The sequence below is a fragment of the Numidum massiliense genome, assembly GCF_001375555.1.
GTDB lineage: Bacteria > Bacillota > Bacilli > Thermoactinomycetales > Novibacillaceae > Numidum > Numidum massiliense.
Map to the genome: position 1 here is coordinate 1,261,771 of NZ_CTDZ01000009.1, position 13,162 is coordinate 1,274,932.

Here is a 13,162-nt window from a genome sequence, read left to right on the forward strand (position 1 = left end):
CTTACGAATAAGACCTTACGTAGGATCGTCCATGGGCCGGACATAACGACGAGAGGGGCTGTGCATACGTGTTCCGAACGATGATGAAAAGTAAACTCCACAATGCGACGGTGACTGAGGCGAATTTGCACTACGTCGGCAGTATTACGATCGATGCCGATTTACTTCGTTTAGTCGATATGTTGCCGCACGAAAAAGTGCAAGTCGTCAACAACACTAACGGCGCGCGGTTTGAGACGTATGTGATCGCCGGCGAGCGGGGGAGCGGAACGATCTGTTTAAACGGGGCGGCCGCACGCTTAGTACAACCTGGGGATCGCGTCATCATTATTGCGTATGCGTCGATGGCGGATGCGGAAGCGCGACAACATTGCCCGCAAGTGGCTGTACTCGACGAGCAAAACCGCGTCGTGCAGACGTTTACTTCCGAACCCGCAGCACACATCGTATAAACTCTCGGGACTATTACGATAATTTTGCTATTGGGCGCACATTTTCCGACAGCACATAAAACCCGTCTGTGTAACAAACAATGCATAACAAATACAGACGACGGGTGTGAGTGGCCATGATGCACGAATGGTTTGACTGGGCAGAAGCGACGCTAACGCAGATCGAACAAGTGTGGACATACTGTCCTGATGAAGTGAAGCGAGAAATCGCCAGTCGTTTTCAGGCGTTGCGAGAAATGAGCGATGCGTGGCTCGACGAGTGGTTGCTTTTACAAGAGCGGCTAGACGAATTAGCGATGAAATATCCAGGGTTAAACGGAGCCTGGGAAAATGGGGGCGGCGGTGAAACTACCTACGATCCCCAATTGCCGTCCTCGTTACTTGAGTTGCTACTCGGCGAAAATACGCCCGGCGGCGACGGAGTAAATCTCGCATCCGGCGCATCCAACCCGAACAGCGAGGATCCCGCTAACGAAGATCCCGCTAACGGAGTCGGCAATGCTAAAAAAAGTGACGGTGTCGACAGTGAGGACGATGTGCTCGAGTTTTGGATCGATGAACACGCGTTGCGCCAATTTCGGGAAGGACAAGGATATTACAACTTATGGATGCTGCCGGAAGCGATGCAGCACTTTAACGAAGTCGTCGCGGTAGAACCGGACTTTATTCTCGGCCGCTTGTATTTAGCGTTAACGTACTACGAGCGGCGGGAATTGGATGAAGCGGAACGGCAACTGCGGCTTGTGCTCGAAACGGCGCCTCACGACGAGTTTCGTCGCATTGCGAACCACATGTTAGGGTGTGTCGCCGTTAAGCGGGGGCGCGATCCAGAAGCGGTGCGCCATTTTTCTGCGGCATTACAATTCGACGACAGCGACAGCGATACGTTGTTTAATCTGGGGGCTTGCCACATTCGGCTTCGCGCGGTCCGCCTAGCTATCCCGTTTTTTGAACAAGTCATCTTGCAGCGGAACGACGACTGGGAGAGCATGCTGTATTTGGCGCGCGCGTTTGCGGCACTCGGACAGGCAGAATTGGCAGCGTATTGGCGGCGCGTCGCGTACGAGGCGTCGCAAAAGCCACACATCGCAACCGAGATTGCCGACTCATACGAACAACAGGGACAGTTAGACGTCGCCTGCGCTTGGAATATGTATTGTGTACGCAAACACCCGGAATGGGCGGAAGGGTATCACGGCGTGGCGTGGATCTTGTGGAAGCGGGACCGCGACCCACGGGCGATCGTTTGGTTAAAAAAGGCGCTTGCGTTAAAACGGGACGATGTCAACATTTTATTTTCATACTGGTGGATCGTACAAGCAGAAGGGACGGCGCGAGAGAAGCAGCGCGTCGAACAGTTTCTCGCGTCCCGTCTAGAGGAATACCATTTGTGGCAACTGGCACGCGGTAATCAGTACCGCCTAAGTGGCGATGCCGAGCAAGCGCGGTCGGCCTTAACCCCATTGCTAAATGCAAAAGCGCTAGGTATGCAAGGGGCGGCACACTATCAATTGGCTCACTTGTACATGGCGGAACAAAAGTGGCTGAAGGCGGTGCAACATTTTCACGCCGCGAGAGATCGCGATGTATACTTGAACGATACGTGGCTGTTCGAGGGTATTTGCCACTATTTAGCCGGTGACATCGATACGTCACGCCGTTGTTTACAACTGTACCAGACGCAAGCGTCGGGGGAGGTTTGACGCTTCCGCTGCCAATACTTACCGCGTCTGAACATCGCTTCGTTCTCTCATCTTACAGATGAGGTGATCGTTATGCATACCGTATGGAAAGGGGCGATCAGTTTTGGGTTGGTGAACATTCCGGTACGCCTATTCACCGCCACTGACGAAAAAACGGTTCGCTTCCGGCAGCTTCACGACGCGTGTCACACACCCATTCAGTACCGCCGCACGTGTCCACATTGCGAACGCGAAGTGAGTCACGACGAAATTGTAAAAGGGTATGAAATCGATGACGGCCGCTTCGTTGTCGTCACGGAGGAAGATATCGCGGCGATCGAACCAGAAAAAAGCAGGGCGATCGACATTGTCGATTTTGTCGATCTTCAAGACATCGATCCCGTATACTTTAACAAAACGTATTTCCTTTCTCCCCAAGAGACGGGCGAGCGCGCTTACGCGTTATTGCGGCAAGCGATGTTCGACACGAACAAAATCGGAATTGCCCAGTTCACGCTGCGCACGAAACAGACGTTAGCTGCTGTGCGCGTATACGAAAACGCCCTCGTCTTAGAGACGATTTTTTATCCCGATGAAGTGAGACGCGCGAGCGACGTGCCTGGTTTACCTGAACAACTGACCTTACCCGCACGCGAACTGACGATGGCACAACAATTAATCGGGCAACTGGCGACGACATTTAACCCCGAACAGTATGAAGACGACTACCGTAAAGCAGTGCTCGAAATTATTGAAAAAAAGGCAGCGGGGCAAGAAGTGCGCGAAGCGCCAGCGGTTAAACCGCATAAAGTGGTCGATTTAATGGAGGCACTAAAAGCGAGTTTAGACCAAACGAGTGAAAAGAGGCGCCGCAGCTAGCCAGTAGGCCGCTCGGCGCCATTCGTGTGAACGCGAAGATGGTTGAACGCACCTTACAATGATGTGGGAGCGCCTGCAAAATAAATCCTCATCCGACAGGCCAATCCTACTCGCCCACCCAGTATTTAAGATTTTCAGTCTGTTCGGTCGGTCTCTTTTTTAATACGTGACCTTTCGCGTTTACCGTTAGTTCATACTGCTGATAATGTTCAATCCGCCATCCGTCCGTGTAAGAAACGTTATCTAACGTGTATTCGTAGACGAGGTGTGTGTTCACACTGCTCTCTTCGCCAGCTTTAAAATTAGCGTCAAATGTTGGATTGGTGCCAGGTGCTGCATTAGGATCACTTGTATTTGTTACCGAATCGTTGTGAAACCCCGCATCAAAGGCTGAATCCCTCAAAAGCGCGGAATCGCTAGTGGGCTTTGAATCTGCTTCGGGCGTTTCAGCGCTAGGGGGAATGACTACGGTGCTTTTGGCGATAATGAGGGCGAGAATCATCGTGTTTATGAAAGCGGTACAATAAAAAGCGATTTGTTTCCACGACAGTTTGCCTTCCATTTTAACCCCTCCGAACTGTTTACCGATATATATACGTATGTCCATTTTTGGCTGAGCATGAATCGTGAATCGGCGATGTTGGACAGCGACCTCGTTTCCGGGTTATAATTAATTTGAATTTTTAACGTACCTTATGGTTATACCGTAGTAACGTAAAGTAGGTGCCCTAATATGAAACAGAGAAAATTGCAAATAGGTTCGGTGCAAACGGAGAACAACGTCGTCCTCGCACCGATGGCTGGCGTCTGTAACCCGGCATTTCGCTTGATCGCTAAAGAGTTCGGCTGCGGACTCGTCTGTGCCGAAATGGTTAGCGATAAAGCGATTTTACACGGGAATGAGCGGACGATGCACATGTTGTACGTCGATGAGCGGGAAAAGCCGCTTTCGCTGCAAATTTTTGGCGGAGATAAAGCGACGTTAGTAGAAGCGGCGCGCATCGTTGACCGCCAGACGAACGCCGACATTATCGACATAAATATGGGTTGCCCCGCCCCTAAAGTGACGAAGTGCGATGCGGGTGCTCGCTGGCTGTTAGATCCGCGTAAAGTTGAAGAGATGGTTGCTGCCGTCGTGGCTGTCGTCGACAAGCCGGTGACCGTAAAGATGCGCATGGGTTGGGACGACGCACACATTTTTGCAGTGGAAAACGCGCGGGCAGTGGAGCGGGCCGGAGGGCAGGCAGTCTCGCTGCACGGGCGTACGCGCGAGCAGAAATATACGGGGAAAGCGAATTGGGACATTATTCGCGAAGTGAAAGAAGCAGTTTCGATTCCGGTCATCGGCAACGGCGACATTAAGACGCCGCAAGACGCAAAACGCATGCTCGATACGACCGGTTGTGACGGGGTGATGATCGGTCGCGCTGCCTTAGGCAACCCGTGGATGCTGTACCGTACGATACGTTACTTGTCTACTGGGGAACTGCTCCCCGAACCTAAGTCGCAAGAAAAAGTGGACATCGCCATTTTGCACATGGATCGGCTCATCGCCCTGCGCGGGGAAGAAGTGGCGGTGCGCGAAATGCGTAAGCACGCTGCCTGGTATTTGCGCGGGTTGCGCGGCGGTGCCCGCGTGAAGGACTTAGTCAACGAGCAGACGACGAGGGACGGAATGGCGCGCGTCCTTACCGACTTCGTCGCTCAGTTGGAAGAAAAGCGGGCGCAGTCTAAAGCAAGTACGTCTGAGTTGGAAGCTGTCTAGTGGTCGTTGCTGTGGCAGGTGATCGTGCGGTAAGTAATCGTGTCACGATGGTTGAGAGAGCTTCCTGCAGACGAGGATCGGCGAGAATCAGAGAACAGAGTGGTTTGTGTAACAGGCTATGTATTCAAAGGTTAAAGAAAAGGGGAGGCTGCAATGGTCGCTAGTAGCAAGCGGATCGGGTTTATCGGTACAGGTGTGATGGGGAGAAGTATGGCTGCCAACTTGCTGCAAGCCGGTTTTAAGCTAGCGGTGTACAACCGGACGAAAGAGAAAGCGGAAGAGCTAGTAGCACAAGGCGCGACGTGGAAAGAGAGCCCGGCAGACGTCGCTGCCTCGTCAGACATCGTCATTACGATCGTCGGTTATCCGCGCGATGTGGCGGACGTTTATTTAGGTGAGCAAGGCATTGTGCGCCATGCGCACCGCGGAACGACAGTGATCGATATGACGACGTCGAAACCGTCTTTAGCGAAGCGCATCGCCGAAGAAGCCGGGCGGCACGGCATGTACGCCTTAGATGCTCCCGTTTCCGGGGGCGACATCGGGGCACGCGAAGGGACGTTGTCAATTATGGTCGGGGGCGAACGCGCGGCGTTTGACGCGGTGAAACACGTGTTAGAAGTCATGGGCACCGGCGTCGTCTACCAAGGGCCTGCAGGCGCGGGCCAACATACGAAAATGTGCAACCAGATCGCCATAGCCGCTAACATGATGGGCGTTTGTGAAGCGGTCGCCTACGCCGAACGGGCGGGGCTCGATCCGGCCACCGTGTTGAGCAGCATCGCCTCTGGCGCAGCCGGCAGTTGGTCGCTCAGCAACTTAGCGCCGCGCATGCTCGCGGGAGACTTTGCGCCGGGCTTTTTCATTAAGCATTTCATTAAAGACATGCAAATCGCTCTCGAGTCGGCAGAGGAAATCGGGCTCAAGACACCGGCGCTTGCACTGGCGAAGTCGCTGTACGATCAGCTAGCCACTGCCGGGGAAGAGGACAGTGGTACGCAAGCACTCATTAAATGGTACTTGCATTCATTGGGTTAACGTGGATATAAATGTGCTAACGTAGATATAAAAGCTGTTCTTGTTGGCCCTCGTCTTTTCTTGGAAAAAAATGAGGTCCTTACCGTTTAATGTGTCGTGGCGCGCGACACGCGTCATCGATTACGGCCTGTCTACTCTATTTGCGTTCTTTTTTGCCGCCGTCAGTGTACTCACGCTTACTCGTTACACGGTGAAGGACAAGGCGGTCGAGCTTGCGTTTCCGCTTAAGGACGGGACTGATCTGCCCGATTTAATTCCGCCTAAAGCCGATCCGGGGCACGCTGCCGGCAATCACGTGCTCCTGCGCTGTGGGGGGGGGGATGTGCAGGTACTCGTCGCGCATATGCAGCAAGGCAGCGTCGCCGTGTAAAAAGGCGATAACGTGCAAGTAGGGCAATTCATCGGGCATGTCGGTAATTCGGGGAACACGAGCGAACCGCACCTGCACATTTACGCAGAAAAAGCGGGGAAAGAGGTGCCGATCCGCTTTGAAGGGCGTTTTCTCGTGCGCAATAGCCTGATCACTGCGAGTGATTAGTCTTCTAAACTGATCGCTTGACTGCCCATCTGTTTCCACGCTTTTTCAAAGTTTTTGCGGTCGACTTTTTTGTTCGCTTTGTCGGCGAGCGGGTCGTTAAGGTACACGTGATCCGTGTCGTAGCCGGTAATGACGGCGCTGTGCATATGGTATGTAATTTTCATGTCTCCGTTCGTGGTGTGCCACGTCTGAAATTCACTGTTTGCTAGTGGTTTGTACGTGGCGTTAATGATGATCCACACTGGTATGCCTCGATCGATTTTTTGATAAATGTCGGAAATGTCTTTTCCACTCAAGTTTACGAGTTGACCCGGTAAATAGCGGTTACCTAACTCGTATATTGGATCCGCGTAAACGCCAATACCGGGCGTTTCGAACGAATACATGTCTCCGACGAACCCTTTGTTCATATTGCCGCGCTTCCCGTCTTTTTCAAACGGGACTTTATGTATTTCTTCGGAGAGGGTCATTTTATCGACGTCGACTCCGGCGTGGTTTAGGAGCATCGCTAAGCTCGTTACTTCACAGCCCCGTGGCAACTCCGGCATTTGCTGCACGAACGCCACGTCAAGCGGTTCCTGATAGTTTTTGAACAGATCGCCGTGCGACGTGTTGAACAGCGGGTATTTCTTGTAAAACACAAAATATACGAGTCCCAAAATAACGACGATAATGATAAGACGCCTCATAAACTTTTTCATAGATTTCGTTCCTCGATTCCCTTCCTCTATTCTTGTCGTGTACAATCGTCGCCTAATCTATCGCGAAACACGTACATTCATAGTGTAGACAACTAATGTAGGGCTGGCAAGCATTATTCGCGTGACGTACAATAGATGCATATAGGTACCCCACCTTTTTCCACAGAAACGTATATTTGCTGACAGGAAGTGACACATTGTATGCGTATAATGGGAGGTGGACAACATCGAGCGGAGTCGGTGAGGAGGGTCAAGTATGAAAAAACGGCACGGCGTAACGACCGATCGAGAGAAAAGTGCGTTGGAGCGCAAGGACAATATTACTCACTTCAAAGGAGAAAATTCTGCAGAAGAGTGGTATCGTCTAATGGTTTGCGCAAAAAATTTAGGGCTGTCCCCAGCCGAGGTTCGCCATTTTTTACAACAAAACACGACGGGCGAAAATGCGGGAGAACAATAAAGGACTGTGACCAAAAATTTGTTAAAACAACTATACTTGTGAGACTTTAAAAAATAAAGGTGTTGCTAATGAACTTTAAACGGATTGTACCGATGGCACATGACTTACTGGCCGCCCGCGTGCAAGTCGGCGATGCCGTCGTCGACGCAACGGCGGGCAACGGTCACGACACAGTGTTTCTCGCCCAGCGAGTAGGGGAGACGGGGCAAGTTTACACTTTTGACATTCAGCATAAGGCTATTGAGAACACGCGAAATAAACTCGAGGCAGCCGGATTGTCCGCGCGCGCGAAACTATGTCTACGATGCCACTCGGAGATCGCACACACGGTCGCAGAGCCGATCCAAGCTGCGGTGTTCAATCTCGGTTATTTACCAGGGTCCGATAAGCGAGTGGCGACTAAGCCCGACACGACAGTTGAAGCGATTTCCGCTGCACTGTCAATACTTAACGTCGGAGGCATCGTCGTTATCGTCCTTTATCGCGGGCACAGAGGCGGGCGCGAAGAAGCGGCTGCCGTCGAACAATATGTGCGTACGCTTTCTCCGGCTCGCTACACCGTCCTCAAATATGAGTATATCAATTTACTAAACGACCCGCCGTATATTCTTGCCGTGGAGTCGCACTGAGCGGAAATGTGCGTTATTTATTGTATTTTTTCGTTCAGTCGGTTAAACTATTAGTAAGGAGTCGCTACGCGGAGACGCTAACTGTTACGGTCTCCCGGTTACGAGTGACTGAAAAGGCGACTCTTTTTACATTTGTGAACGGGAAAACTAGCTAGATGTTTGTAGTGCACGTCGCGTGTCGCTAAAACATTGATCCCGCTGGGGGAATGATTTCTTGTTAAAAGAGGAACGGTATCAAAAAATATTAGCAATGATCGACAGCGAAGGCATTGTGAAGACGAGCGAAGTGACGAAGCAGCTGGGCGTGACGGAAATGACTGTACGGCGCGATTTGAAGGCGCTTGAAGAACGAGGGTTACTCATGCGCATCCACGGCGGCGCCAAAAGAAAAAGTGAAATTTTAGTCGCCGAGTTGTCGCACGTAGAAAAAAAACAACTGAACATCGACGAAAAAAAGTACGTCGCGAAACAGGCTGCCGCTTTAGTAAGTGAAAACGATTCAGTGTTTATCGGACACGGCACGACGAACGAATTCATTTACGATTACTTGAACGTGCCTTACGCGAGAATTATTACGAACTCTTTACCCGTATTCACGAAATTTAAAGGTGACGAACGGTTTGAGTTGTTGCTTGTCGGTGGACGGCTGCGTGCGCGCTCGGACGTGTTCATTGGCAGCTTTACGAACCACTTACTTGAGAAAATTAGCGTTAAAATTGCTTTCATCGGCACGAATGGCATTTACGGCCACCAGGTGACTAATTACAACGAAGAAGAAGGGACGTCACAAAAAATTATCCTCGACAACGCTTCGGAGCGCTATATTTTGTGTGACAGCAGCAAGCTAGACAAGCAAGATTTCTTTAGCTTTTACCGGCTAGAAGATGTGACGGCGATGATTACAGACAACAAATTGGAAGCGAAAGTGAAGGAACGCTACGAGCGGATCGTTAAAGTGATTAACTGAGTAGCAGAAAAGAAGTATCTAGGAACTAGGAATATGGAATTAGGAACTGGGAATTAGAAATATGGAAAGAGGCTGTTGCCGCGCTCACTGAGCGCATTGGCAACAGCCTCTTTATCAGGTGTAAGGTCACAGTTGCTGTTTGTTATTTTTCTTTTACTTCAGCGTATTGTTCGTTCCGTTTTTTCATCTGTTTGGCGTACCAGACGAAGAGAAGAATGTAGGCCGCGAGAGCGCCGAGCGCGAGCAAAATATTCACGACGTCTCCACCTGTGACCTTCCCGACAGCAATCGCGATAAATTTTTCCACCGGACCTTCTAACGTCGAGTGTGTAATTAAGGCCGATTGGGCGATGTTGCTCGGAAACGCGCCGACTTTTTGCGCTGTTTCAGTGACGAATGTCGCAATGGCTGTGCCGGACCATAAGAATACGGGCAACATGAATGTACCAATGATGATCATGCGCAAAATTTTCCCCCGGGTGACGACTAACAGTGCCGGGGTTAGACCGATCGCGATAATACCGCCGAGCGGAAGAATGTTGTTCCCCGGTAAAATGAGCGCCATGCCGAGCATAATCGGAGCTAAAATGTTCGCTGCGACCCACATTTCTGGACGCGAAGCGATAAATGGCCAGTCGATCCCGATATTAAACGTTCTTCCGTCAAATTTCTTACTCATGAAGTTGGTAATTCCTTGGGATAGCGGTTCGACTGAGGCGATAAACCATGTACCAACAATAGAGAACAATTCCAAACAGACACCGCCCGTAAAGGCAAGGGTAAAGATTTGCGCCGGCGGTTGTCCGCCTAACAGCCCGATAAATACGCCTAAGTACGTCCCGATCGCAAATTTGCTACCCCAAAACCCAATTTTACTGTTAAGTGTCGCCGCGTCAAAGTCGTACTTATCGATAAAAGGCAGGAACTTATCGAACAGCTTATCGAACACCATAATGACTGGGTTGAGCATAAAATTTAAGTGCGTCGTCGTGGTCGGGTTAACGTCGGGCATATTCAGCAAATCGTTGAACGTCGGTTTCATTAAATCGGCGTTAATAAACTTCATTACCCCGATCACCGCGACTAGCGCCGTCGCTAAAAACAAGTTGTTGTCGGAGTAGTACATGACGATTAAGCCGATAATCGACAGATGCCACACGTTGAAAATGTCGACATCTAATGTGTCCGTTTTCTTTATGATGAGCATGACGATGTTGATCACGATCAAAATAAATAGGAAATACAGTGTGTACATCGAGCCCCACGTAATCGTGGCGAGCGGAGCCCAACCGACGTCGATGATCGATAACTCGATGCCAGTCGATTTGACGAAGTCCTGTAAAGCAGGACTGAATTCCCCGGTTAGTATACCGATAATGGCCCCCATACCGGTGAGCGCGATGGCAAGTTTAATGCCACCCTCCAGCGCTTTGGAGAACTTCACTTTCATCAGTACGGCCATTAACGTCAGCACGATTAGCATCATCGCTGGCGCACCTAGGTTAATAATCGGTCCAAACATGTTGTTGGATAGATTAATGAGCCAATCCAACGCGATCATCTCCTTTAGTTATTCGCTGACCGTTATTTGTGAATGCCCTTAATAACTTCTTCCAACTGGTCGAAGACAGGTTGGGCCATCGCCGGGATGCGGTACAAGATCGGGCCAGCCTCCACGACGGGAATCGGAATGTCGAAGCCGAAGTCCGGTTTAGAGATGGGCGTTAAAATATCGTACTGGGACAGCATCTCCGCGGTAATGTCTTTAATGACGACCGCGTCGACCGACACTTGATACCCCCTATTCGCCATTTCCGCTTCAATCGCATGTTTGATTTGGTGACTGGAGTTAATCCCTGCCCCACAAGCAGCTAAAATTTTTATCACTGTAAAGGCCTCCTTATAGTGGTTCGCAATAATGGTACGTACAGTTGTCTGCACGTTGGGCATCGTGACAGTTTGCGCGATCGTGTGATTCGATTGTCGAGCTGATCGGGAAACGATTGTCAAAGTAGTTGCAGTTTCAAGTGTCGTTACCCGACAGGATTAAACAGTCGCCGAATGTCACCTGCGTCGCTTGTTTCGAGAAGCGCAAGTATTTTTTGTTTGTCGTTCGCGAAGTCCATAATGTTGGCTAGAATGTTGACCTGTGCATCTTGTTCGTCATTCAAAATTATAAACAAAAAGCGAACGGCGACCTTTTGCTCTGGGTTAATCATGTTTTTAAATGGGACCGCGTGTTTTAACTGTACGAGCACGACGTTTTTCGTGTGGCAATAGGCTGCTTCCGCGTGCGGAATGGCAATGTTCGGCACGCGCGGGTCGTTGTGTACGACGAACAAATCCATCCCCGTCGGATAATTTTTCTCCCTCTCGATTAAGGCGTCGGAAAAGTCCGCTGTAACCATCTCTTTGTCGTAAAGTTTTTTTGCCACGCTCTTAAAAATGTCTACGCATTCTTTTCCATCCTCAAAAAAGATGAGATCCTCTTGAATAAGGTCGATCACGTGATTCCCTCCTATTCCGTGTTTTTTGTGTGGCCTTTTTTTACATGGTGCGTAGCCAGTCACTCCTTGTTTGTTTTCTTTTGTTTTTAATTGTCATCTTCATTTTACTTTTAAGTGGGTAGGCTGTCAATAAAGAACAGATATGAAAACGAAAAAATAAATGAACATCTCGTGAAATCGCTGTCTCCCTCATTTCTCGCGGGGGTCATTAGCCGCTTTATGCTTGTATTTTCAACGCAATGATGACAAAACGTCCATTTTTTAGGCTGTCAGTTTACAAAGTGCTGCCATCCTGTTAATATCATATATGCAAACAAAATAAAACAATATAAGTAAAAATAGAACTGTCATTCCCAAACAAGGTGTCACTACAAAGAAATTGTCGGTGCAAAGAAAACGACAGTTCTAAAAAGAAGACCGTTCTAAGTCTGGAAGAAACGATTCTTACTAAGGAGGTAATAGGAATGAAGATTGTAATAGGAGCCGATCAAAAAGGTACTGGGCTGAAGCGCCATCTCATTACTTACCTTGAACGATCAGGTCACGAGGTCATCGATTGTACGCCTCTCGATGACGCCGATTTTGTCACATCCGCCTCGGCCGTCGCACAGGCAATACTTAACGGCGATGCGCAACGCGGCATTGCCATCGATGAATACGGTGCGGGCTCTTTTATGGTAGCGAGCAAACATAAGGGCATCATTTGCGCGGAAGTGAGCGATGAGCATTCGGCGCGCATGACGAGAGATCATAACAACGCTTCAATGATCGCACTCGGCTCGGGGATTGTCGGTGAAACGCTGGCGGAAAAAATCGTCGAGCAATTCGTCGATAACGATTACTCCGGGGGTAGACATCAAATTCGCGTCGATATGCTCAATAAAATGTGTTAAGCGGAGGAGAGACGATGATCATTTCGATCGGTTGCGACCATATTGTAACAGACATTAAAGACCATCTTGTGCGTTACTTGGAAGAAAAAGGTCATGAAGTCATCGATAACGGCACGTACGACCGCGAACGGACGCATTATCCGATTTACGGCAAAAAAACGGCGGAAGCGGTCGTTACCGGAAAAGCGGACTTAGGGATCGTCCTGTGCGGGACAGGCGTCGGCATTACGAACAGCGCGAATAAAGTGAAAGGAGCGCGCGTCGCTCTCGTGCGCGACGTCGTCACCGCGCGTCACGCGAAAGAGGCGTTGAACGCGAACATGATCGGTGTCGGTGGCCGTATCACCGGCATCGGCCTCATCGAAAACATCGTCGACGTCTTTTTGGAAACCGAATATAAAGAGACAGAAGCAAATAAGCGTTTCGTTGCGCAAATCGATGCGCTCATCGCCGACGACGCATCGCTCGGGGACGAACACTTTTTTGACGAATTTCTCGCAAAGTGGCAATGCAGCGGCTACCCTACAGAATAGGTTGTTCCCACGGAAATTAGCCGATAATTTGTGGATCGAGAAACGGGTGACCGCGAGCAAGCTACAATCCTACATTAAACCCGAACAAACCCGAATCTATTGATCCGAACCTACTGAT

Annotated in this window: 17 protein-coding genes; 12 read left to right on the forward strand and 5 right to left on the reverse strand. The window is 50.0% G+C overall.

The annotated features are described in order from the left end of the window. Nucleotides 1-68 precede the first annotated feature (68 nt). The 3 genes from panD to ku all read left to right on the forward strand — a co-directional run bounded on the left by panD (nt 69) and on the right by ku (nt 3,013). On the forward strand, nt 69-452 hold the full coding sequence (panD, locus tag BN1247_RS06465) for an aspartate 1-decarboxylase (RefSeq protein ID WP_054949649.1): 384 nt from the start codon (nt 69-71) through the stop codon (nt 450-452). 116 nt (nt 453-568) lie between these two features. Then, nucleotides 569-2,155 (forward strand): tetratricopeptide repeat protein, encoded by a 1,587-nt coding sequence (locus BN1247_RS06470; protein ID WP_054949650.1) that lies wholly within the window; start codon nt 569-571, stop codon nt 2,153-2,155. Between the two features lie 72 nt (nt 2,156-2,227). Continuing rightward, on the forward strand, nt 2,228-3,013 hold the full coding sequence (gene ku, locus BN1247_RS06475; protein ID WP_054949651.1) for a non-homologous end joining protein Ku: 786 nt from the start codon (nt 2,228-2,230) through the stop codon (nt 3,011-3,013). 106 nt (nt 3,014-3,119) lie between these two features. On the opposite strand, the gene BN1247_RS06480 is transcribed toward ku, so the two are convergent. Then, nucleotides 3,120-3,575, reverse strand: coding sequence for a hypothetical protein (locus BN1247_RS06480; RefSeq protein ID WP_054949652.1), 456 nt, complete (start codon nt 3,573-3,575; stop codon nt 3,120-3,122). A 171-nt stretch (nt 3,576-3,746) separates the two neighbouring features. Between BN1247_RS06480 and dusB the strand changes: the two genes are divergently transcribed. The 4 genes from dusB (at nt 3,747) to BN1247_RS17415 (ending at nt 6,354) form a co-directional block, all read left to right on the forward strand. Continuing rightward, nucleotides 3,747-4,778, forward strand: coding sequence for a tRNA dihydrouridine synthase DusB (dusB, locus tag BN1247_RS06485; RefSeq protein ID WP_054949653.1), 1,032 nt, complete (start codon nt 3,747-3,749; stop codon nt 4,776-4,778). A 153-nt stretch (nt 4,779-4,931) separates the two neighbouring features. Continuing rightward, entirely contained in the window at nt 4,932-5,816 is an 885-nt protein-coding gene (locus BN1247_RS06490) for an NAD(P)-dependent oxidoreductase (RefSeq protein ID WP_054949654.1), read from the forward strand. A 70-nt stretch (nt 5,817-5,886) separates the two neighbouring features. Then, nucleotides 5,887-6,186 carry a hypothetical protein gene (locus BN1247_RS06495; protein ID WP_147675196.1) on the forward strand — a complete coding sequence of 100 codons (300 nt, stop codon included), beginning with the start codon at nt 5,887-5,889 and terminating at the stop codon, nt 6,184-6,186. 12 nt (nt 6,187-6,198) lie between these two features. Further along, nucleotides 6,199-6,354: a peptidoglycan DD-metalloendopeptidase family protein gene (locus BN1247_RS17415; RefSeq protein WP_082415822.1), complete on the forward strand. Its 156-nt coding sequence runs from the start codon at nt 6,199-6,201 to the stop codon at nt 6,352-6,354. Here the strand turns inward: BN1247_RS17415 and BN1247_RS06500 are convergent. Next, nucleotides 6,351-7,055, reverse strand: coding sequence for a C39 family peptidase (locus BN1247_RS06500; protein ID WP_054949656.1), 705 nt, complete (start codon nt 7,053-7,055; stop codon nt 6,351-6,353). The two genes, BN1247_RS17415 and BN1247_RS06500, sit on opposite strands and share 4 nt — an antisense overlap. A gap of 256 nt (nt 7,056-7,311) precedes the next feature. On the opposite strand from BN1247_RS06500, the gene BN1247_RS06505 reads away from it, so the two are divergent. The 3 genes from BN1247_RS06505 to BN1247_RS06515 all read left to right on the forward strand — a co-directional run bounded on the left by BN1247_RS06505 (nt 7,312) and on the right by BN1247_RS06515 (nt 9,111). Continuing rightward, complete coding sequence (locus tag BN1247_RS06505) at nt 7,312-7,515, forward strand: anti-repressor SinI family protein (RefSeq protein WP_054949657.1); 204 nt, start codon at nt 7,312-7,314, stop codon at nt 7,513-7,515. 68 nt (nt 7,516-7,583) lie between these two features. Continuing rightward, nucleotides 7,584-8,144: a tRNA 5-(aminomethyl)-2-thiouridylate-methyltransferase MnmM gene (locus tag BN1247_RS06510; RefSeq protein WP_054949658.1), complete on the forward strand. Its 561-nt coding sequence runs from the start codon at nt 7,584-7,586 to the stop codon at nt 8,142-8,144. 214 nt (nt 8,145-8,358) lie between these two features. Then, on the forward strand, nt 8,359-9,111 hold the full coding sequence (locus BN1247_RS06515) for a DeoR/GlpR family DNA-binding transcription regulator (protein ID WP_054949659.1): 753 nt from the start codon (nt 8,359-8,361) through the stop codon (nt 9,109-9,111). 142 nt (nt 9,112-9,253) lie between these two features. Here BN1247_RS06515 and BN1247_RS06520 read toward each other — a convergent pair whose 3' ends face one another. The 3 genes from BN1247_RS06520 to BN1247_RS06530 all read right to left on the reverse strand — a co-directional run bounded on the left by BN1247_RS06520 (nt 9,254) and on the right by BN1247_RS06530 (nt 11,618). Then, a complete protein-coding gene (locus BN1247_RS06520; protein ID WP_054949660.1) occupies nt 9,254-10,663 on the reverse strand; it encodes a PTS galactitol transporter subunit IIC in 1,410 nt (469 codons plus the stop codon). Between the two features lie 32 nt (nt 10,664-10,695). After that, nucleotides 10,696-10,998, reverse strand: coding sequence for a PTS sugar transporter subunit IIB (locus BN1247_RS06525; RefSeq protein ID WP_054949661.1), 303 nt, complete (start codon nt 10,996-10,998; stop codon nt 10,696-10,698). A gap of 146 nt (nt 10,999-11,144) precedes the next feature. Further along, nucleotides 11,145-11,618 carry a PTS sugar transporter subunit IIA gene (locus BN1247_RS06530; protein ID WP_054949662.1) on the reverse strand — a complete coding sequence of 158 codons (474 nt, stop codon included), beginning with the start codon at nt 11,616-11,618 and terminating at the stop codon, nt 11,145-11,147. Between the two features lie 464 nt (nt 11,619-12,082). Here BN1247_RS06530 and lacA point away from each other — a divergent pair, with 464 nt between their 5' ends. Together lacA and lacB are read left to right on the forward strand one after the other, a co-directional pair. Further along, nucleotides 12,083-12,511: a galactose-6-phosphate isomerase subunit LacA gene (gene lacA / locus BN1247_RS06535; protein WP_054949663.1), complete on the forward strand. Its 429-nt coding sequence runs from the start codon at nt 12,083-12,085 to the stop codon at nt 12,509-12,511. A 14-nt stretch (nt 12,512-12,525) separates the two neighbouring features. Then, entirely contained in the window at nt 12,526-13,044 is a 519-nt protein-coding gene (gene lacB, locus BN1247_RS06540) for a galactose-6-phosphate isomerase subunit LacB (RefSeq protein WP_054949664.1), read from the forward strand. Nucleotides 13,045-13,162: the final 118 nt, after the last annotated feature.